Here is a 20,874-nt window from a genome sequence, read left to right as displayed (position 1 = left end):
CGGGCAAAACGCCCGCGTGCAATGCCCGCAAGGGCCAAAAACCAAAGGATGACGGTCGGCTTCACGACCTGAACACCTCTACATCGCCGACACGTCGCAAATTCAGCTGCTTGTTCAGCGTAGCCCTAGATGCCATGACGGGAACACGCCCGCAACGGGTGTGAACCCGTCGAGGGAATGAAAAGCGCCCACGTGCTGCGGGCGTTTAGTCGATGCGTCAGTGACGCGATGGATGCCTAGATGCTACCGCTCGCGTTCCGGCGGCACTCCCGATATGGGCGCGAATTCTGTATGGCTTTCAGGCTTTTCCGCGCTCACACGTCGGCGCATGCTTATCCACAAATTTTCTGGATAACCCTGTGGATTGTTCCTTGCCGGCCACTCGCCGCAAGGCGATTATCAGGTTTGCAACAAAAAGCGGCAGCAGCAGGAAGCGTGAGCCGGCTCAGCCACTTAACCGGGAAAGCTCCCGAAAGCCGTACAGCTTTCGCCGCATCAAAGCGCACCATTAAAGCTCCCGCAAGCGTGCAGCTTTGGCATGTCACCGTGCTCGCCGCGCGGCCCACAATGGCTAACGCGCCTTGTCCGCAGCGGAATCAATGAGCCAGTTTTGATGCCCGATGCCGCCGAGGTCCTTCGAACGCCTCTACGGCCAAATTCAATGGTGCGTGCAACATGTTCAACGTAAGCTTCGACGGCGGCACATTCCCCTAAGCGACGTTCAGGAAAATCCCGCGCGGTACATGAGGCGGCTTGAACGCGCAAAGGTAACGCCCGGGTACGCCACATGCGAGTGCGGGGGTGCTGCTTCGCTCCAGCTTGTGATCCGCCGCTACGGGTCGCTGCTTCATCTGGCCGGCTGGCCAGACGATGGACATCGTCACGATCGCGCCTGCTCGTTCTTCAAAGATCCGAACGTTGCACCTTCCGTCCGCGGCGGCGACTCCAAAGCAGCCATCCTGTCGACACCCACAGGCCTGAACGTAAAATTGGACGCCGCGCTAACCGCGCGAGAAACCACCATCGGCTCTCGCGGCTCGGCAACGGAAACCCGATCCCGCCCGAGCCGGCGCTCGGCCAGCCTGCTCGCCTTCCTCCAGACCTTGTGGGTCGAAGCAGCTCTCAATCAATGGACAGGCACAGCATCATCGCGCCACTGGGGGCAATGCAATGGGCAGCTGCTGGCTGAGGCAGGGACGGCCCTGATCAACGGTGCCGATGCCCACAACGTCCTGCACATCATGCGTCGCTTCGATGAAGCCGATCGCGTCGCAATCAATGCAGAATTCGATGCTTTTATCGCGCGGCTCACGACAGAAAAAGGAACGACGCGGCGCGGACTCATCATTGGCGAGGTAAGCGAGGTGGCTCCGACCCAATATGGTCACGCGGTAAGTCTGCGTCAGAGCGCGCGCAGGTACTACGCCAGCACCAGCCTGATCGAGCACGCCGCGCGAACTTATGCACATGCGTGGCGCGCCCTTGGCGCGCGCAGCGCGCGCGTCGTTGCCCTCCTTCTCGTTGAGCGCACTTCAAAGGGCCACCTGAAAGTTATTGATCTGGCTGCGATGCTCTGCTCTCACGCGTACCTGCCCTGCGATTCGATTCACGAAGTCGCGATGGCCAACCGGCTTGTCACGGAGCGACGCGACTTCGCAAAGCCCGTTCGTATGTCCGCAGAAGACGACATGTTGCCCGACTTCGTGTTACGGGACACCGCCGTGCGGACGCACATCGAGGTCTATGGAATGAACGGTGTTCCAGCCTACGAGGCACGCAAGGAGGAAAAGCGGGCGCTTCGGCTCGCGCGTGGCATTCCGGCCGTCGAATGGGACGTCGATCGCGAGCCGCTCGCGCACGTGCAGATTCCGCCGCGTCACGATGCGTGAGACTTGACTTCGCAAGAGTCCCGCTACCCTGGAAGTACGTGGCGCTGGCGCGCGGTGCGCCCCGACGCGCGAATCAACAACAACACAGGGAATCTCACCATGCAGTTGACGAAGGCAATCATGAGCGCGGCAGTGGCCGCAGTAATGGCGACCGCGGCCCACGCTTCAGCAGGCAGCGGCGCGTGCCAGCCCGAAGTCGGCTTCTCGCCCGAAGGCAGCGCGGCCGCACTGGTCGACCGGGCGATCGACAGCGCCCAGCGCTCGATCCGGGTTTCGGCGTATTCGTTCACCTCGCCCGATGTCGTGCGTCACCTGCTCCAGGCGAAGCGCCGTGGCGTCGAAGTCGCCGTCGTTGTCGACGAGAAGAGCAATCTCAACGAGGACCGGTCCGGCAAGGCCCATGCGGCTATGAACCTGCTCGTGAACGCGAGCATTCCCGTGCGCACCGTTAGCGTCTACCCGATTCACCACGACAAGGTGGTGATCGTTGACGGCGCGACGGTACAGACCGGTTCCTTCAACTACAGCCAGGCCGCGGCGTCTCGCAATAGCGAAAACGCGCTCGTGCTCTGGGACTGCCCGGGCGTCGCCCGGGGCTATCTCGAGCATTGGCAAAGCCGCTGGGACCAGGGCGTCGAATTCCGTTCCTCCTATTGAAAGCGCTGGACTTCCAGACGCTCCGACCCACTGAACAGGAGTACCCGTGCAACAGATATCCCAGGTAGTTCAGGACATCCTCAATCTGACGCGCTATGCGGCGTCGCCATTCGTGCTCACCGGTCGCCCCGATTCCGTGCGCCAGTGGCTTTCAGTGTTGCAGGAGCGCCTGAACGCGATCCGGCAGCGGGTCGACAACGCGCTCGCGTCATTTGAGGAGACGCGAGAGGGTGACAACGACTGGACCGACGAAGAGCGCGTTCTGAGCAGTGAATGGGTACAGCGCAATTTTCCCAACGAGGCAGACAACGTCCGGGCGGCACTGCGCAAGGCGTGGGTCGACGGTCAACGACTGCGCACGCGGTAGCGGATGGCGGAGCAACGGCGAAACTTGACTTCCGGTCCGGACAGGCAAGATCAAATGCACCCGGTTCTCATCGGGCTATCCAACTACAGGAGTCCGCGATGCTGGGCAAAACCTTTTTCCTTGAACGCGCAATCTCGCGCTCGCTCGACTGGCTGGGTCGCTACCCGGCTTTGGGCTGCGCCGGCCACGATCCTGATTCACTTTCTTCGGGCCGCCAGATAGTCGTCGCCGCGACCACGCCCCATGGCGTGCGCTGCGTGTTTTTCAGTACAGTCGGGTCAGTCCTCGATTTCAGCGCGACGTGGGCCGAACTCGAGCGCGCGAAAACCTGGTGGTACTTCGTGCAGCGCTGGTATTTCTGGGTCGTGCCGGACGCGAAGACGCTCGGCGCGATCAACCCGGCGGGCGATCACATCGAACATCTGATCGTCCCGACCTGCGCGCCGTCCGATCTCGGCGACGCGGCGTTTCTTCCATGGCTGAACGCGATCGAAAAGCGCGCCCGCCAGTGCGGCACGCTGGCGGTACATTCTCACGATGTCGAAACTGTCTGAGCGGGAGTCGGGATGAGCGAGAACAGCAAGATCGAATGGACCGACCACACCTTCAACTCGTGGGAAGGCTGCCAGAAGGTCGGCCCCGGTTGCGATCACTGTTATGCGGAAACGCGCAACGCGCGCTTCGCCGGCGGAACGCCGATCAACTGGGGCCCGGGCGCGCCCCGTCGCCGCACCTCCGCCGCGAACTGGCGCAAGCCGCTGCAGTGGAATGCGCAGCATGATGAGTTCTTCGCGAAGCACGGTCGCCGGCAGCGGGTGTTCTGCGCATCGCTCGCCGACGTGTTCGACAACGAGGTCGATCCGCTATGGCGCCGCGATCTGTTCGAATTGATCGAGCGCACGCCAGATCTCGACTGGCTGTTGCTCACGAAGCGCATCGGCAATGTGTCCGACATGGTCGCTCATGCGCGATCGCGAGATTGGCTCGCGGGTCGCGACAACGTCTGGCTCGGCGCGACAGTCGTCAATCAGGCCGAGGCCGATCGCGACATCCCGAAGCTGCTTGCGGTGCCAGCGCGGGTGCGCTTCGTTTCCATGGAGCCGCTGCTGGGCCCGGTGAGCTTCGAAGGCATGTTTGCGGGCAGTGACTGGCGCGACCACACCAACGCCCTCGAGGCGCTCGACTGGGTGATTGTCGGCGGCGAAAGCGGACACGGCGCCCGGCCAATGCATCCCGATTGGGCGCGCTCGCTGCGCGACCAGTGCGCTGCCGCGGAGGTCCCGTTCTTCTTCAAGCAATGGGGCGAATGGGCGCCCGGCTCTAACCCCTCCAGACAGCCGATGGACCGCGTCGGCAAGAAATCCGCCGGTCGGGAGCTGGACGGCAGCGTTCATGAGTTTTTTCCTGAAACTATTCGTCATACGTAAAAGGGCACATTACCGGTTGTAATTCGGCTTTTCGCGCGTCCAATGTCCAACGATAATGCGTGCAAACATCTCCCAATAAATGCACGGCGAACACCCGGACAATGTACGAACAGCTCTATCCATGCGATCACTGCGGCGGACGCGGAACGGTCGGCCTGTCTCAACGGATCGTTGCGGAAGTCGGTCAGTCCGGCTTTGACTATGGCCAGTTTGGACGCCACGCGGGACCGCCCAAGATCGGGGATACTGTGCCCCGCCCGCCCTTCGCCCCTCAAACCGAGAGGCTTGCCTGCATCTATTGCGCCGACTGCGGGATGTCGACGCCGTGGTTCCCATACGCCAACAATGAAGCCGACGCTTTGAAAGAAGCAGCGGTGATCTGGAACAGGCGTTTGAGCAGACCCAAAATCACCGAGGGTGACCTGCGCGATCTCGTCGAGAAGGAGCTTGGCGCCTGCGACACCCAGATGGTTATTGACATGCTGGCCCGCAATGACGAGGACTGGGAGACGCGAGGACCGCTGTTCGCCGTGCTCGCCCAGAGGCTGGTCGACGCTTCGGTTTCGACGATCGACAGCTGGCCAATCGAGCCGGTGCTTCGGGACGCCGCGCGATACCGCAAACTGGTCCAACTCGTAAAGTGGTTGGACGTCGACGGCAATCGCTACATCCAGTTTCCGACGATACCTACACCGCGCGAGCACTCTGACCTGATGTTCGAAGACAGGATTGCACTGGCGATCGACGGAATGCCGGACAGGGATCGCTGGTGATGGCAGGTTGGCCGCGGCGTATGAGATGAACATAATCGCCGGCTTTTGGCCGCGATCGCCTTTCCCAGCTAAGTCCAACGCCACTGGTTGAAGCAGGGTCAGCTGGCAGTTGACGAAGCTCTGGCGCACCCATTAACGGCCCCGGTGCGGAGACCACCTGACCAATTCGCCCCCTCACAAACGCCGGATCAGGAACCGGAGGTGTATGAACAGACAAGTCGGCATACCAGTCTGGTGCCGCATGTCCCATCTGGCGCGACAACGGCAAGAGCAAGTGCGGCAAGAGCACGAACATCATCACTCGTTCGGGCGAGCACTTCGCGCAAGAACGTCAGTGATCATGCCAAATGTTCGCTTTCCCACATTCGCGAGCTATCACGTTGCGCGCACGGGCCTGCTGCCGTACATCATAGAGAGCGGAACGCGTGGTACCGGATCGGTTACATCGTTGCATTCGTCGATCACTTTTCGGAATCGAAAGGAGATTCACATGCCTCACGTATACGCCGTAATGGTTGCGACGAAAAACAATGACCCAAACGTCAGGCATACGTTCTACTCTCAAGGCGCCCACAAATGGATGGAGATGTTCGATGGAAAAGCGATAGAACGCAAAAAGGGAGTCTGCAATGGTCTCTGCCTACGTTGGATAAAGTCTACGCATCAGACTTCATTGATTAACATCCTTTCCAAGACTTCGACCGACAAGAAAGCTGAAGCAATTCGGGCGTCTGTTATGCGTATTCAGGACAAATCGGTCGCACTGAACAAACAACCAGTCCTGCCTTCAAGAAAATCGGGCGGTTTCGGATCTGTGACTGTGATTCAATTTTCCGACAGCACATACTTTGTGTCCGACCATAGATACCCGAATCAACAAGGGATTACGTGTCCCAACCAGGCCGACTTGAGACGAAGAGTTGCCCTGAGCGTAGCGGAAAGCCGCGCTGCCTATAAATAGGCATCGATCATCAACGTAGAACCGGAAAGTCCGAATGCGATTGGCCATTGCGTTGCGGTCGTTGCCTCTCCGAGACGGGTCCGTTTCTTTGATCCGAACGGAGGTGTTCTTGAATTCCAAGATAGACCTTCGTTTCGACGCTGGTTCGAGAATTATTTCGGCACCATCAGCTACTATGGTGACTCCGGGACGATGCTTCAAGTCATCAATTATCACTACGACTATGCCGAAGAAGAGCCGGTTTAATGGCGATATTTGGATGGCCGTTACGAATTCGGGAAAAAAAAGCCGGCTACACGAGCCGGCTGTGAACTGGTTCCAACATGTTCCTACGGCCAATGCCGGAACCCGAGAGACGATTAATATTGTGCGGGAGCAGCTGCGCGAGAAGCGGTGTGTATGACACACAATTTTGGGGCCCATTTCCACAGGCCTCCGCAATGCTATTTGTCCGCGGCACCCAGTATCCGGTACAGTGTCTGCCGCGAAATTCCCAACGCCTTCGCGGCATGGCTCTTGTTGCCGGCAGCCGCGGTCACGGCGTTGCGTGCGTCGTCTGTAGTCGGCAGCTTCTTCTGCAGCCGATCCTGCATGGCAAACGTTGACAGGTACGCGCCCGCCTTGCTCGGCCGGGAGTGACCCGCGGCCTCGACGACGCGGCGCATCGCCTGTTCATGTAGCTGTGGATCAGGCCGGTCACCAGCTCGCTTGATTGGCGCCGGTACACCAGTGGTATCTTGATAGAGCGTTTGCAGATATTCGTGCCGAAGACCGTGACTGGTAATGCCCATGCCTTTTCTGGTGATCCCGTGTTTTTCGAGGACGTAGTAGTACCAGTCACGCCATTGACGTAACGTCCTATCTGCGGGGACAGTCGAACCTGTCAACCCGTTGCTGAGCCTCGCCGCTTCCTCCAATATCCTGATCTTCGTCTCGATTGGTACCTCGCGAGGCCTACCTCCTTTTGTGCCGCGCGTCACAGCTAGCAGTGTCGGATTACGCGCGGCTTCCACGGGGCGGAGCATAAAACTCTCTTCGATGCGCAAGCCAAACGCAGCCTGCAATTTCAGCTGCACCGCAGTATGGGCACACGTTTGCGCGATCTCTTCGATCTTCGCGACGGCATCGACGCCATGCGCCTGCCACGATTTATCCTCCTTTGCCACGTAACTCCGTTTCAGACCGAGCGCCTCTCGGTCCGCGTAGTCGTCAAGCGAACCAATCAGATTCGTCTTGCCCATCCATTGCGCCATCGCCCGAAAATACGTCAGCTTGTTTTCTATCGTCCCGCCGCTCTGACCAGCCGCCACCCACGAGTCGACCAGAAATTTCACATGCTTGTGTTTAAGCGACCAGGGCGTCTGAAGCGCGTAACCGCCCTCGCGCAGTTCCTTGAAAGCCTTACACAGTTTGGCAGCGCGATATTCCTGCGTCTTGATCGACAACGCGCGCTTGCTGATTCGCGTGGTGCTATGAACGCGCGCAACGTTCTCGTCGAACAGTTTGAGGAGCGCATCCCGGAATTCGGGACCAAAACCATAGCCGTTGACGATCGCTCTCACATTGAGAATTGCGCTCATGCGGTAATCCCTTGCGGCGCTGCCGCGCTGCCTCTGCGTGCCATTATCCAGCCCGATGGTCGCGACATCCCTACTTGATGCCGTCACCCGACCACCCGGTTTGCCCTTTGTTGCCCGCCACTGTGGCGGCTGCGCCGTAGCCCCGGTCGCTTGGGTTCTGCCTTCCTGTCCTTTAGCGATTCCATCCGATCAACCAGATGCATGGGAAGATCATGCATTCCGACTGTCCAACCTGCCGCCCATCAGCACGAATCGCGCTTCGCGCAATCCGCCACTGATGCATTTCGCGCGGGGCATCGCTGCCTTCGCGCTGCGCGGAAACACTTCCCGCTCAATGCAGCTTCGTGGCTACCCTGCCAGCATCACGCTTTCGCGCCTCTGAACCGTGTTCCGCTTCGCGGAGCTCCGGGCCAGTGCTAATTGCCGGGCAATACCTGTACGCGTTTTGTGTACGGCCGCGCGCGCCGTGTCCTCTTCCGTCAGGGAATCGCGGTTATCCGGTCTTGCCGGTCCGCAAGGCTTCCCCCGCCCCTAAGTCACTCATCTCCGCCGCGGTGTATCGGGTTTCGTGAGCGCACCCAGCCGTCGCTGTAAGGGCGTGTGCAGACGCCGCCGAGATGTAGAAAGTGTCCGGTGTCCGGTCTCTCCACATGTCCTCAACGCGTCACAACGCGGCAAACCGCCGCCAATCGTATGGATATCGCAGTGTCCGGGTGTCCTCAACGTGGACCACCATGGACTTGATTTGCTTCAGAAAAAGGCCGCATCACTGTGCGGCCCGGTCAGTGGGGTACTTCCGGCCTCTTGCGGGCCAGGGATAGGGACGAGCGAGTGCCTTGCACTCGCATTCGATGCGTCTGGGACGCGGTAGGTATGCCAAGGATAGGGCCAGTCGCGCAAGCAGTGCATGCCGAAAGATGGTCAGAACCGGTCGGCTTTCGTCAACTTGACTTCGCTACGCGCTCGCTAGACTGAAACCAGGTCGAACTGACAGAAAAGTGTCAGTTTGCTCAGAAAGCCCGGCGCAACACTCGAACTGACACTTAAGTGTCAGTTATCTGATAGTTCGCCGGTGCCGCGCGACCGGGGCGACTCAAACTGACACTTATCTGTCAGTTTTCAGTCACTTCGGAGCGTGGTTCAACTCAACGCATGGAGTCACCTTGAAAACTTCGGTCTTTGCAATCGATGTCGGTTACGGCAACACCAAACACGCTCACCGGGCAGCGAGCGGCACCATCGCCACGGGCATGTTCCCTTCTCTTGCACCGCTCGCCGCAAGCCGTGCACTGTCCGGCTATGGCGACAGCGTGCTCGCCTCGCGCAAGGTCGCGACCATCGTTATCGAGCAGATCGAATACGAGGTTGGGCCGGACGTTTCGCTCACGGCAGCGTACGGCAACACCGGCCGCGCGCTGTCGAACGATTTTGTGCTGTCCGATAACTACGCGGCCCTTCTATTCGGCGCGATTCATTTCGCGGACGTCACCCATATCGAGCGCCTGGTCCTTGGTTTGCCCGTTCATAACATGAAGAAGTACTCCGGTGCACTGCGTGATCGCTTCACCGGCACGTTCGACTACGGCCCGGGTCGCATTACGATCGACAAGGTGGTAGTCATCCCGCAACCGCTCGGCTCGCTTGTCGCCGCATCTTCTAACCGTCAGGGCGAGTTCGGTCGCGACAGCGCCCACCTCGTGATCGACGTGGGCTACTTCACGACTGACTGGGTGTATGCCAACGGATTCACGATGGACGACAAGCGCAGCGACGGTATCCCAGGCGGCGCATCCCAGATCTATCAGCGCATCGCGGCACTCATCTCGCGCGACCAGGACGAACAGGTCGAGGACATCGAACGCATCGACAAGGCGTTGCGCGAGCGCAAGCCGTTCTTTTTCTATGGCAACGATATCGACCTTGATCCATATCTCGACCAGTCGCAACCGGTCATCGCTGGTGTTGTCAAGGAAATGCAAAACAACGTCGGCCAGCTCACCAACGTGCGCTCGATCATTCTGTCCGGCGGCGGTGGTGCGCTGTATGCACCTGCAATCCGGAAGGCGTTCCCACGCGTGACGCTCGAGGTCATAGACTCACCCTGCACGGCGAACGCCAAGGGATTCCTGATCGTCGGCGAAGCCGGGCTTACCCGCGAGCGCGCCACTGCAAAAGCATGAGCGAAAAGTTCGACATGAAGCTGGTCATTGACGCGGTGACCACGCCTCTCCTTCATGCCAGACTCCGGCACGCAAGCTCGTACAGGGAACGTGCGGCGCTGCTGCGCTCCCTGGCCGAAGCCGCGTTGCGGGAAAATTGCGTCACCTTAGACTTCGAGCGGCAAGTCGCGGTGCGTGCCGTCTATCCCGCCGCCGCGATCGCGCGCAATGTGATTGCGCCCGAGGCGGCCGGTCAAAGTGCGGCCGCCACGCGCGTTGCCACGGAAGCGGTCATCGAAGAAGACGAGCTGCGCTCGATCAACGGGACCGATGAGCCTGGGGGGCACGACGTCGATCAGATCGCCGACGCCTTTGGTGCGTTCTTCTGATAGAAACTTGACTTCGCCGTGGTAATGCGAAGATGGGTCATGGCTTCGATGTTCATCGCGCGACGTGCGGTGCATCGAAGCGGCTACCGATCTTAGGGGGAAGAAAATGCTGGAATTAATCGAAATCGTGCGTAACGGCCTGCCACTGACTGAACCGCGCTCCTGGCTGTTCATTGCAACTCTGGTTGCTGCTGGTATTGCCGGCTGGTACAGCCTCGATGCCGTAGAACACGTGGCGAAAACCAAATCCAAGGAGTGAACGCAATGGATCGGCTGACGGTCTGCTATACGAAGTTCATGGCGCTTCCGTTCTTCACACGCCGCGCGATCATATTCGGCGCGTCGCTCGCGCTCTGGTGGTTTGCCGCGATGCTGGCGAGCATGCACGTCAACAATGATCTGTGCGTCGTGCTGCTGCTGACTGGTGCCGCTGGCGCGCTCTGGTCGAGCGAACTTTGGCGCATGTGGAAAGTCTTTGCCGTCGTTGTTGCAGTCTGCGTCGCGATCATGAAATGAACGGAGCGTGCAGGCAAAAAAAAGCGGCTCCCCCAAAATCTGGGGGAGCCGTTTCGCTTTTCTGGATCAATGCGACCGTGGAGCCGCAGTAACAAGAAGTCGGCGTGTACAAAAGTCCCACGCATCTGGAAAAGACTGATCGCGACACGCATACGCGGTGTTGCCACCGGCGGTCCGGTCGATTACGTCGAAAGCGACGGCATCCGACTTTCCTACACGCTGCCGGCCACCCGCAGCGCCGTTGGTTGCGACGATTGCAAAGCTCCCCACGAGAACCTGGAACGAAGCCATTTTCTACTCCATCGAAATTGGCCCGACAAGACATCCCCGATGGGGAACATCCCCATCGGGCAGGTTTGAAGATCGCCAGTACGCCGGCGCAATACTTAAGCGGCGACAGCTTGCCGCATATCCACATAACGATGCTGCCTGTGCAGCGACGAGTTGCGCCTGAGCTGCCACAACTCGTTCCACTCATTGCAGTAGTCGTGCCCACGACGCTTCGGACGATGCAACACAACGGAATATCCCTCGGCACGCAAGCGCGTTGCGAGCTCCATTCCCGCCGCGACGCCCGGCGACTTTCGGGTCTTCGGATCGATTTCGTCGAAGTCCATGAAGATATGGACGACCTTGATACCGAGCCCGCGAGGAACAACGAACTGCCGCAGAAGATCCTTGTTCAGGCAGTACCAGGCCGGCACACCGAATTCCATATGCGCGCCGTACGCCGATTCAAGCCCCTCCCCTACACCGATTTCGCCATCGACCGGGTCCATCAGTCGAACAGCGCCACCAGGCAAGGAATTCAGCGTCATGTGGTTCTTCTTGGAATCAAGAATCTCCCCATCTGCTGAGACGATCGTGGCCTTCTTGGGCACATGGTGGTCAAGATACGTCCGGTGCAATGTGCCGAGCCGTCCGTCAGGCAACACATAGCGCGCGACGATACCGGGCCAGGTGCCACGCACCGTCTTGTCGTTGTCCCGGTATTCGAGCATGCCAAAGCGCAAAGCCTTCGACGGTTCAACCGACAACCCTGGCACACGCCCTTTGAGATACTGCATGGCGAATCCACCGGCCTCGAGCGGCGCACAATCCTTTTCCCATGTCATGTTGAGGATCTTCTCAACGAACGCGGGATCGACTTTGCGCTTGGGCTCAGGTGCCTTCTTGTTGCAGGTGGCGGGCGGCGGCGGCGGCAAGCCACCATCGAGTTGGCGCATCAGGCGATAGAGTCCGATGCCGCTTACTTTCGCGATGAGCTGCAAGCCGTCACCAGCGCCTGGACGTCCGTCGTTGCACTGGCGACAAACCCAGTCACCACGGCCGTTCCTGTTGTCATATGTAAAGCGGTCTTCACCGCCACAGATCGGGCACGGAGCCCCGTTGCCAGTCAGAGAATCGCCAGAAATGCCATAGCTCATCAATGTCGAAATCCACGCCTCCGGAGAGAGACTGAATTCTTTCAGCTTGCGTTGCAGCCACTCGTACTTCTCGGGTGAAAGCCCGCGTCCAGATGTACTCATTGTCACTCTCCTAGGTGGAAGTGGGTTGGGGTCGATGCCTGAGACAGGCGTAAGAACGCGTGCTCAAAAAAGCAGTCCGCGCACTGGCGGGCAACTTTTTTCAGCAGACGTGCTGGCTGGACAGAGAAGCAGGCAGGCGCGAACGGCCAGTGCAGAAGGTCCGTCGCACGACACGCCCGAAGGCATGTCGTTGCGATGGTGAGGTGTTACGGGAGATGGATCAGGAAAAGGTGAGCCTTTCCGGGATCAGATCGCAAGCCATGCAGCTCGGCGGATACGTGTCGTCAGAACGGGATTGGATCGTCCATGTCGTCGAAACCACCGCCGCCATGAGACGGCTGCGGAGGCTGCCCGCGGGTGCCTGCGTGCGACTGACGCGAATCATTAGAACGCGACGCCGGACCGGGTCGCTGTGCGCGCGAGCCGCTACGCTGTTCGAAGTCGCCGCCGCTTTCGTCATTGCTACGGCCGCCCAGCATCTGCATCTGGTCCGCAACGATTTCCGTCGAGTAGCGGTCTGTACCGTCCTGCGCCTGCCACTTGCGGGTGCGAATACGCCCTTCGATATACACCGACGAGCCCTTCTTCAAATACTCTGACACGATTTCGGCGAGGCGCCCGAAGAATGAGACGCGGTGCCATTCTGTCGCCTCTTTCATCTCGCCCGACGCCTTGTCCTTGTAGCGATCGGTCGTCGCAAGACGAATGTTCGCCACTGCGTCGCCGCTTGGAAGATATCGAACTTCAGGGTCTGCGCCGAGGTTTCCGACGAGAATCACTTTGTTGACAGATGCCATTTGATGTTCCTCTAATTAGATATTGACCATAGCCACTTGTCCCACATGAGCGGCTTGCCGTCCTTGACAATGGGTGAGCCATCCGTGCGGATCGCGGGAACCTTGACTTTCCCGGTGCGACGTACAGAGACGACATCACCAACAACACAGCGGCTTTCCGCGATCGCTTCCTTCAGGCCTTCGCCTTGCAGCGTTCGCTCACCAGCGCTGGTGTCGATATGCATCGCGAAGGATTTGTAAAAGCGCCCCGGTTTTTTGCGATCGGGAAAGCGCTCTTCGCCCCATGAAACGATGCGGCCAACGACGTTCGACGCGTCCGCGTTGTCGTTGCGGCGCGATCGCGTAGGCACGGCCGGTTCGGCCCCAAACGCTTCTTCGCTTCCGGCTGATGGATCAGGATGGCCGTTGCCGAGCCGCTCGCTCTGAGCCGGAGGACTAGTGGCAGGTGGATTGCCGTTGTGGCGGATCGCGGCAGCTACCGCCTCCTTGAGCGGACACCGGTGCACGGCACGCTGCGCCCAGTGCGGCGCGAGATCGGGGAGGATCTTCATACCGAACTCGGTTTCTTCTGAGTGGTCGTCGAAAGCAGGACTGAACTGGACGACGTGATCGCCTTCATCGACGAACAGATGGGGGATGTCGCCGATTGTTACAACGGTCTCGTTCGGCGCGCCCTGCCCAACCGCGCTGGCCGTGGTGTCATTCCCGTCCGTCGGTTCTGGATCTGGTGTGTCCGGCTGCGGGTTCGTCTGCGCGCAAAACCCGGAGGGCTCGCTTGCAGATTTGCCGTTGAAGAGGTCCGCCATGACGCGGGCAAAAAGCGTTACTGCGTTCGCCATGACTCGCTCCTATAGCAACGTGCCAAAGCAAACGCGCTGAACTTCGCGCAAATCGCGCAGAAGTAGCGGCGTGCTAAGAATTGCGTCCTGCAGGATCTCCGGATCAACGCCGTTGACCTTGCACACATAGAGATAGGGCAGCGCGCCATCCCAGTAACCCATGATCCAGCCCAGCGTCGCGCGGTAGTCATCGACATCGATCTTGCGGTTGCGTAGACGTTCGGACAGCAGGTCTGCGCAATCCATCAGCGACTCGGGCATGTTATCGCCGCGACGACTGTCGCTGGCGAGCGAGATGAGCGCATCAACCATCTTGGCGCGCACCGACTCGCTCCAAAGATGCGGATCGGGCAGCGGATCAGGCTTGGGAGGGGTTACGACAACAGGCGATGAATCGCCGAACATGTCCAGCTGCCAGGCAGCCACATGCATTTCCATGGGATTGCTCCGGTGGCGCCGGCAATCTCATGGCCCGTGTCCGGGAATGGGATTCCCGGCAGGGTGAAGGGTGCCGTCACCAGAGGCGCGAGGCCCAGGTGACGGTAGATAACAACGGTAGGCCGATTAACGGGTACCGTTCTTGAACGGAACAACGACAGCCGATTTTGCGTACTGCTTCATCGGCGTCGGCTTCAAATTGCTGTCGTTGGCGGCGGCAGTTGCGGCAGATGCAACTGGCACTTTCGTTTCGCCCGCAGCTCGGGCAGCGAGTTTTTCAGTCTCGATGCGAGCCGCTTCCGCATCCGCTTCCGCCTGCAGAATGGCCTTCCCCTTCTTCTTCATTTCCTTGACTACCCAATGGGCAGCCAGAAGAACGAGGAAGCCGGAAACGACAAACGAAATGGTCGCGAAATACGCGATGAAACACAGAGCCAGCACCTTGCCTGGCGACTTGATTGAGTCTTTGAAATGGGCCTTCAGCATTTTCCTCTCCAGAAAAATAATCAACAGGGAATGTCCGGACCAACGTCCGGTGGTTTCGATGCTCGAAGAGCAAGGAAACTCAGGCGCGAAGCGCTTTGGTCTGCGTCCACACGGACGCGCACCAAAGCTCTTGCGGCAGGAAAAAGGCGGAGATGGGAAAAGCAGGTAGCGCGCGATCACTCGCGGCAGGTCGATGCGTCGCAGGACGCCAATGGATAGTGCAAGGTTAGCGCTCAGTCAGTTGCTGGAAGCCGCAAATGCTCGCCAATGTCGTACAGCTTTGAATGTCCTGGAGATGCGCACCCGTTGGGCAGACCTGTCTGAGCCGGCTCAACGTCTTCACCAAGAAAGCTCGACTAAATCCTATAGCTTTCCGGGAGTCCATGAAGGCAAGAAGAAAGGATTGGCGGGAAGGCATATGTAAGTGCTGCACATGTATTTTCGGGGAGCGACGTCAAATCGGCCGAGTGCGCGAAGGATGCCCCGGCGCATCAAGCGATATGGCCAATGCAGACACCGTCGAGTCGACGGCGGCGTCAACACCACAGTCGTTCCGGCGACGACTTGACTTCTCAATTTTCGCGGCAGACTGGAATCATCTTCACTCCGCGAGGTTTAACGATGCTGACGTACATTTTTCTCGTAACCGGGTGCGTATTCGTCTATCGGGCACTCAGGCGCCGACCCCAGTCGAATTCCAGCCATCCCCCCGCAACGCGCAGCCAGCGTAGCGGCGACGAAGGTGAAGCTGCCGTTCAGACCGAGCTCCATGCCGCTTTGCAATGGCTCTGCGGCGACAACTTCTATCTGCATCCGGGCCCCCTTCTGCTCAATCATGCGCCGGGGGCCGAATTTCCGACTGCCGAGGTCGATCATCTTGTCGTGACGCCTTTCGGCATCTTCGTTGTGGAGACGAAAAACTGGGCGGGTCGCATTGAACCAGGGCGAGACCTACAGACGGTCGTGCGTATCGGGGTTGACGGACTGAAAGATGTACGGCGCTCACCGATGCAACAGAACCGCTCGAAGGTCGCTTTTCTGCGCTCAATTCTGCCGGGAACCTGGCCAGTCGAAGGGGTGGCGGCATTCCCTCACGCTCATTGCGACCTGTCCTCCGCCCTTCCTTTAAACATGATGCGGGCAGCCGATCTGCGTCACTGGCTTCGCGCCCGAAAGTCCGAGTACGCCTCCACAACCAACCGGCCTGTGAATGTGCTTCACGCGCGACGGGCTGTCCTGGCCGTCGCCGAAACAGCGCCCGCTGCCATAGAAAGGCACCGGATGAAACTGAGGGAAAACCCTAAAAAAATGCCGATCGCTGCCTAAAGTTTCAGAAATGTTTGCCGAATCAACTGTCTGGCCGTCGCATACCCGGTACTTCATTCCTGTGAAAGCTGCATGAAACTGAGCTTCTTAGCGGGATGGTAGCGGCGAAACGGCGCGTATTCTGAGGCGGTGCATTTCGGGAAAACAGGTTGCACCCGCTTTCTAACGATCCGGCGATTGGCCTTGGCGCCTGCAAAAAAGCAGGAAAAGATCAGTAACGAGCACGAAAAGAAGAGAGAACAACATGACCAAAAAGAATGTCCCGGTTGCAGCAGGCGACGAGGACGATTTCGATCCTACCCGTCCTGAGGGCAACGACGGCAATGTTGAGCGGGAATTGCCCCTCGCCTTCGCCCATGTGCCGTCCGAACATGAAATTGGCCTGAAGGTCAATGAGTTCTTCGGTGGCGATGAGATATCGGCCGGACTGCGTGCTTCGATCGCAGAAGAAGCCGAGGAAGTCGCGCACTCGACGAAAAAGATTCTTCTCGAACACATGCGTATCGGAGGCTCGTTCTATCACATCCGAACGCGGATCGAGGGCCACTTCGTGAGCACGTACGGTGATACGAAGCAGGTCCGCAAAAAGGCAGCCGAGCTTGTCTACAGCTTCCTTGAAGGAACGTTCCGCAAGAAACGCGACTCGGTCTACCTCTACATTCGCTGCTACGAGCGTTTCAGCAAGAACAGCGGCGCGGTCGAAATGCTGTCGATCACCGACATGCAACTGCTGGTGAACAAGAGCGACGAAGTCGTAGAGATGGTCATTGACGCCAAACGCGACAATCCCGATCTGAGCAAGCGCGACATCAAGAAGATCATCGAGAGCTACGAGGATCGCCTCGTGGAGAAGGAGAGCGCCCTCGCTACCGTTACGAGCCAGCTGTCGGAAATCTATGGGCAGCTTGACGACGCGAAGAACGACAACGAGCGGCTGACAGCGGAAGCGAAGCGTCTGAATCATGAAGTCCAGCAGGACCGCGAGAAGCTGAGGAAGACCATGGTCGACCTTGCCTCAGCCGAACAGACCGCAAGCGGCCTGCAAAGCACCATTGCGACGCTTGAACGTGAAGTCCAGGCCAAGAGCCGTGAGCTTGCCGAAGCCCATGAAAAGGTCACGATCAGAGAAGTTGAGGTCGAAGTCACGCCCGAACACCTTCGGAATCTTGAGAGCGCTGCGAAAAGCCGGTTCGAGGAACTCAGCCGGCTCACCAGTGAATGTGAAGCTGCGCAAAGGCGCCTCGCGGAACTGACCGAGCTCAAGAAAAAACAAGAAGCGGAAATCGATCAGAAAGCGGCCGTCGAAAAGCGGGTTGCCGGGCTGGTAGAACGTTTCGGCTCGTTCATTCAGGAATTCCACAGCGTTCAACTGCTGGTCACGGCCGACGGTTCGCTCGGCCGCTTTAAGGGACTTCTGACGGGACTGGCCGATCTTACGGGCAAGTTTCACGGGGAATTGCTGGCAGCAGCTCGCGCGGCCTGACTCCGCAGGCAACTGATGTGTTTGAGAGACAAGGAAAAAACGCAGTGAACAATAAAGACAGTTACCGGGCGATTGACCGGTTCTATGTGCCGGAATGGCTCACCGGCCAAATTCAGGTTGCAAACTTCAATCTGGTCGACCACATGAAGTGGTTGCTCAAGCAGGATAGTCGGTTCAACGAGGTCTTCAATGTCGAGCGCAAAGAGATCGAGCAGCTTCAGCTCAACCAGTCTTCGCTTCGAAACCTGCTGCGCGCGCCGTTTCTGATGGTCGAGCCGACGCTGAAGACCGCCGAGGACTGGCGGTGCTTCGTCGACAACACTGCCACCACCGTGGCTGTCGATGTGCTTCGCCGCAAGACGCCTCAGCTTGACTCACTGATGGCTTACGCGGTGAACCAGCAGAATTCCGCATTCGTTTCGCTTGTCACGCAGGTGCTCAACGTCAGCGTGCTGAGTGCCCCGCTGCTAGGCATTTCGACCGAGGTCGCGAAGTATCTGATTTCGGTCCCGACGCACAAGCTCCAGTTGGCGCTGGGCCGGATGAAGGAATTGCCGCTGTTCCGCTGGCGTTTCAACAGTCCAACGTTCTGGTGGGAGTTCGCCGGCAGCACCCTGACTGACGAGATGATTGCGCACCAGATCATGTTGACCTCGCCCTCTCGCGTTGGAGGTCTTCCTTACGCTGCTCAATGGGGAGAACTTCGTCTTGGGCGCCTGAAAAACGAGGCGTACGCCAGCGCGATGATGGCCTACGGTCTGCGCGCCTCAACGGCCTCGAACCTGTTCGGTCTGAACCAGCATCAGATGCGAACGCGCTACAGCGAGATCCACGGCAAGAGTTCGCCATGCGGCAACACGGCAACGTCGCTCTCATGGTTTGTCGAAACTCCGGTCCATCGACTGCACGCTACCGTCTACGCGTGGTTGTATCGATCGGCAACTGCCATGGGTGCGAATCCGGCCGAGGCGCTGCTCGCAACCAATGATGTCTACGACCGCCTATTTGGCGGCAATCGGGTCATCATGCCGGACCGCGGATGGAACCTGATCCGTTCGATGGCAGCCGATGCTCGCCTGACCGTCGCGCCTTGCCGCACATGCAGCACGCATTACGTCGTGTCAAACAACGACGCGAAGATCGAAATGCACAGTCGCTTCACATGCCCTGCCTGCAACCAGCAGCTCGGCGCGAAAAAGCGCGCTGCGCGGAGGGCAAACAGTGAGACCTGAAGGCAAACCCAGCGAAGTTGACCTGCCCGCTGGACTCGTCATCTTTTGCATTGATGGCCGGCCCCAGTTTGGTTGGCAAAACCCTGAAACCGGCGCTTACTACGCCGAGGCAGACGGTAGCATCATCGCCGATGCTATCGGTGCGATCGCGTGGCACGCAGGACACATTCACTAGGCGCAACGATGGATGACTACGCCTACCTAGCGCGGGAGAGCAACGCTGCATGGCTCGACGGGCGCGGTGACGGGCGCTTTGAGCGATACGAAAGGTTCTACCGGAGCGAGCGCGCCGTGAATGCTGCGGAGTTCGACCTCGAAAAGGCCAACGAGGGATACGTCCACTATGTGAGCAGCCAGCCATCGCCTCTACTGTCCTTTTTGAGTGCGCCATGGGTTGGTCGAGTCTCAATCGCGCTATTTGCCCTGTATATGGCCACCCGGGTTGTCCCGCAACTCGCGAAAGCCGGGCCAACCGTTACTGGTATCGGCTTGGTTGCCGCCTTTGTTGGTTTGCGAGTCTTTCACCGACGGGCCCGCAGACGCCGGTAGGAACAGAGATGTCCGTCTCGAGGTCGCTGTTTTCCTCCCTCAGACGACGTTTGGCCTCAAGCCTCACTCAAACTTTCCGTTACCACTAGAATGGCGCGCCAAATCTGGCGTGAGTCCGGTCGCCTGGCGAAGGGCCAAACGCGGCGGGGCGGGAACTTGACTTTGCGCGCCCGTCGGTAAGATGGAATCAAGGTCGCGCAAGGTGCACGGCCAACAACAAATCCAAGGATTCGATAATGAAGAAGAACATTTCCACTCTGACGGCCATTTCTTTCGCGGCCGTGCTTGCCCTGGCTGCATGCGGCGGCGGTGGGGGCGGTGGTGACAGCAGCGGTAGCAGCAGCGCGTCCTCACCGACAGGCGCCAGCGCACCGTCGGCGGTGACGAACCTGACGACGCCGCAATACGCGACTGGTAGCTTTCAACTCGCGGCGTTCAATTTGCTGAATCAACAACGACAGCAATGCGGATTCTCTGCAGTTGCCGACAATGCCTCACTTGACACGGCCGCACAAGCACACGCTCAGTATCAGGCGACAAACAATGTTTTTTCCGACACAGAAATCGCCAGCAACGCTGGCTTCACCGGTGTGACATACGACGACCGGGCAGTAGCGGCCGGCTATCCTCGGAATCTCAGTGCAAGCGGTGTCAGCGGCGGCTACTACACCACGGCAACGCTAACCCCAAGTCAATACGGCCAACAACTGGTGTACGACTGGCTGTCCGGTGTGTATCACATCGCGATCGGCGTATGGCCCATCACCGCGGTAGGAATCGGCGAAGTGTCGACGACTTTTAATGGCTTCCCGGCAATTTGGTCCTCGTTGAACATGGGTAATTTGCAAGGGAAGACGTCGGGCACGCCTTTGACGTTCCCGTGCCAGGGCACAACGGGCGTCGCTTACTCGGCAGGCGGGGAATCCCCAACGCCTCCGAACACCTCCGGAAATTGGGGCACGCCGGTTGCGGTGGTCGGCAACTTGGCCGACACAATTGTGTTGCAGTCGGGCACCATGACGGATACGTCTGGCCACGTCATTGTGCTGCAACTGCTCGACTCAGCGAACGATCCGAACAAGATTCTGCCAGCGTTCGAAGGAGTCGCTTATCCTTCCGCGCCCCTGACGCCGAACACGGTCTACGCTGTATCGGTAAGCGGCACGGTCAACGGTACGGCATTCTCGCGAAACTTCACGTTTACGACGGGCAACATTGTCGGTTGATGATGTGACGCGGGGACACCGACCGCTCCCAGTCGCCCGGTGCCGCTCGACGCGAGGATGAAAAAACGCCCCATCATAACGACGGGGCGTTTTTTTTTAGTGATTGCTCGAAGTGCGTCTCTAACAGGCTGTTGAAATACCTCCCGCGCACGTCATCCGCGCGGGAGGGGTAAACGTTGAAACAAAGAACCGGACAACACTGAGACTGAAGCGATGCGCGGAGCGGACGGCTATACCGAGTCGATGTTCAC

At 59.0% G+C, this 20,874-nt stretch carries 22 protein-coding genes; 16 read left to right on the top strand and 6 right to left on the bottom strand.

The genetic code is table 11. From position 1 onward, the window contains the following. Positions 1–668: 668 nt before the first annotated feature. The 8 genes from ACLFKU_RS38885 to ACLFKU_RS38850 all read left to right on the top strand — a co-directional run bounded on the left by ACLFKU_RS38885 (position 669) and on the right by ACLFKU_RS38850 (position 6,320). The gene (locus tag ACLFKU_RS38885) at positions 669–1,889 is read left to right on the top strand and encodes a DUF1173 family protein (protein WP_410852739.1); all 1,221 of its coding nucleotides are present in this window, start codon (positions 669–671) and stop codon (positions 1,887–1,889) included. A gap of 120 nt (positions 1,890–2,009) precedes the next feature. Continuing rightward, complete coding sequence (locus ACLFKU_RS38880) at positions 2,010–2,546, top strand: phospholipase D family protein (protein ID WP_410852737.1); 537 nt, start codon at positions 2,010–2,012, stop codon at positions 2,544–2,546. Between the two features lie 46 nt (positions 2,547–2,592). Then, positions 2,593–2,913, top strand: coding sequence for a hypothetical protein (locus tag ACLFKU_RS38875; RefSeq protein WP_410852736.1), 321 nt, complete (start codon positions 2,593–2,595; stop codon positions 2,911–2,913). A gap of 98 nt (positions 2,914–3,011) precedes the next feature. Next, on the top strand, positions 3,012–3,467 hold the full coding sequence (locus ACLFKU_RS38870) for a hypothetical protein (RefSeq protein ID WP_410852735.1): 456 nt from the start codon (positions 3,012–3,014) through the stop codon (positions 3,465–3,467). Between the two features lie 12 nt (positions 3,468–3,479). Beyond that, positions 3,480–4,340 (top strand): phage Gp37/Gp68 family protein, encoded by an 861-nt coding sequence (locus tag ACLFKU_RS38865; RefSeq protein WP_410852734.1) that lies wholly within the window; start codon positions 3,480–3,482, stop codon positions 4,338–4,340. A gap of 101 nt (positions 4,341–4,441) precedes the next feature. Continuing rightward, entirely contained in the window at positions 4,442–5,113 is a 672-nt protein-coding gene (locus ACLFKU_RS38860) for a Lar family restriction alleviation protein (protein WP_152854793.1), read from the top strand. Between the two features lie 490 nt (positions 5,114–5,603). Further along, positions 5,604–6,074 (top strand): hypothetical protein, encoded by a 471-nt coding sequence (locus ACLFKU_RS38855; RefSeq protein WP_410852733.1) that lies wholly within the window; start codon positions 5,604–5,606, stop codon positions 6,072–6,074. Positions 6,075–6,080: 6 nt separating this feature from the next. After that, positions 6,081–6,320, top strand: coding sequence for a YopT-type cysteine protease domain-containing protein (locus tag ACLFKU_RS38850; RefSeq protein WP_410852738.1), 240 nt, complete (start codon positions 6,081–6,083; stop codon positions 6,318–6,320). Positions 6,321–6,517: 197 nt separating this feature from the next. Here ACLFKU_RS38850 and ACLFKU_RS38845 read toward each other — a convergent pair whose 3' ends face one another. After that, complete coding sequence (locus ACLFKU_RS38845) at positions 6,518–7,654, bottom strand: integrase domain-containing protein (RefSeq protein ID WP_410852732.1); 1,137 nt, start codon at positions 7,652–7,654, stop codon at positions 6,518–6,520. Positions 7,655–8,817: 1,163 nt separating this feature from the next. Between ACLFKU_RS38845 and ACLFKU_RS38840 the strand changes: the two genes are divergently transcribed. The 4 genes from ACLFKU_RS38840 (at position 8,818) to ACLFKU_RS38825 (ending at position 10,718) form a co-directional block, all read left to right on the top strand. After that, entirely contained in the window at positions 8,818–9,834 is a 1,017-nt protein-coding gene (locus tag ACLFKU_RS38840) for a PRTRC system protein D (RefSeq protein WP_152854790.1), read from the top strand. Then, positions 9,831–10,202, top strand: a complete 372-nt coding sequence (locus tag ACLFKU_RS38835; RefSeq protein WP_410852731.1) for a hypothetical protein — start codon at positions 9,831–9,833, stop codon at positions 10,200–10,202. The genes ACLFKU_RS38840 and ACLFKU_RS38835 overlap by 4 nt, the downstream gene beginning before the upstream one ends. Positions 10,203–10,308: 106 nt before the next feature. Then, positions 10,309–10,461 carry a hypothetical protein gene (locus tag ACLFKU_RS38830; protein WP_193727505.1) on the top strand — a complete coding sequence of 51 codons (153 nt, stop codon included), beginning with the start codon at positions 10,309–10,311 and terminating at the stop codon, positions 10,459–10,461. Positions 10,462–10,466: 5 nt separating this feature from the next. After that, complete coding sequence (locus ACLFKU_RS38825; protein WP_368593669.1) at positions 10,467–10,718, top strand: hypothetical protein; 252 nt, start codon at positions 10,467–10,469, stop codon at positions 10,716–10,718. 386 nt (positions 10,719–11,104) lie between these two features. Here the strand turns inward: ACLFKU_RS38825 and ACLFKU_RS38820 are convergent, their stop codons facing one another. The 5 genes from ACLFKU_RS38820 to ACLFKU_RS38800 form a co-directional block, all read right to left on the bottom strand. Further along, the gene (locus ACLFKU_RS38820; protein WP_410852730.1) at positions 11,105–12,247 is read right to left on the bottom strand and encodes a primase-helicase zinc-binding domain-containing protein; all 1,143 of its coding nucleotides are present in this window, start codon (positions 12,245–12,247) and stop codon (positions 11,105–11,107) included. Between the two features lie 284 nt (positions 12,248–12,531). Beyond that, on the bottom strand, positions 12,532–13,044 hold the full coding sequence (locus tag ACLFKU_RS38815) for a single-stranded DNA-binding protein (protein ID WP_410852729.1): 513 nt from the start codon (positions 13,042–13,044) through the stop codon (positions 12,532–12,534). Positions 13,045–13,055: 11 nt separating this feature from the next. Continuing rightward, positions 13,056–13,883, bottom strand: a complete 828-nt coding sequence (locus tag ACLFKU_RS38810; protein ID WP_410852728.1) for a hypothetical protein — start codon at positions 13,881–13,883, stop codon at positions 13,056–13,058. Between the two features lie 9 nt (positions 13,884–13,892). Beyond that, positions 13,893–14,321 (bottom strand): hypothetical protein, encoded by a 429-nt coding sequence (locus tag ACLFKU_RS38805; RefSeq protein ID WP_184144004.1) that lies wholly within the window; start codon positions 14,319–14,321, stop codon positions 13,893–13,895. A gap of 126 nt (positions 14,322–14,447) precedes the next feature. Continuing rightward, positions 14,448–14,807 (bottom strand): hypothetical protein, encoded by a 360-nt coding sequence (locus ACLFKU_RS38800; protein ID WP_152854783.1) that lies wholly within the window; start codon positions 14,805–14,807, stop codon positions 14,448–14,450. A gap of 621 nt (positions 14,808–15,428) precedes the next feature. Between ACLFKU_RS38800 and ACLFKU_RS38795 the strand changes: the two genes are divergently transcribed. The 4 genes from ACLFKU_RS38795 to ACLFKU_RS38780 all read left to right on the top strand — a co-directional run bounded on the left by ACLFKU_RS38795 (position 15,429) and on the right by ACLFKU_RS38780 (position 20,623). After that, positions 15,429–16,133, top strand: coding sequence for a nuclease-related domain-containing protein (locus ACLFKU_RS38795; RefSeq protein WP_410852727.1), 705 nt, complete (start codon positions 15,429–15,431; stop codon positions 16,131–16,133). Between the two features lie 244 nt (positions 16,134–16,377). Further along, positions 16,378–17,616, top strand: coding sequence for a hypothetical protein (locus tag ACLFKU_RS38790; protein WP_152854781.1), 1,239 nt, complete (start codon positions 16,378–16,380; stop codon positions 17,614–17,616). A 44-nt stretch (positions 17,617–17,660) separates the two neighbouring features. Beyond that, positions 17,661–18,848, top strand: coding sequence for a FlhC family transcriptional regulator (locus ACLFKU_RS38785; RefSeq protein ID WP_321576940.1), 1,188 nt, complete (start codon positions 17,661–17,663; stop codon positions 18,846–18,848). A gap of 785 nt (positions 18,849–19,633) precedes the next feature. Next, the gene (locus ACLFKU_RS38780; protein ID WP_410852726.1) at positions 19,634–20,623 is read left to right on the top strand and encodes a CAP domain-containing protein; all 990 of its coding nucleotides are present in this window, start codon (positions 19,634–19,636) and stop codon (positions 20,621–20,623) included. Positions 20,624–20,874 lie beyond the last annotated feature (251 nt).

It is taken from the genome of Paraburkholderia sp. EG304 (genome assembly GCF_046543485.1).
Classification (GTDB): domain Bacteria; phylum Pseudomonadota; class Gammaproteobacteria; order Burkholderiales; family Burkholderiaceae; genus Paraburkholderia; species Paraburkholderia youngii.
The sequence above is the reverse complement of the archived record's forward strand: the minus strand, read 5'-3'. Positions and strand labels throughout refer to the sequence as shown.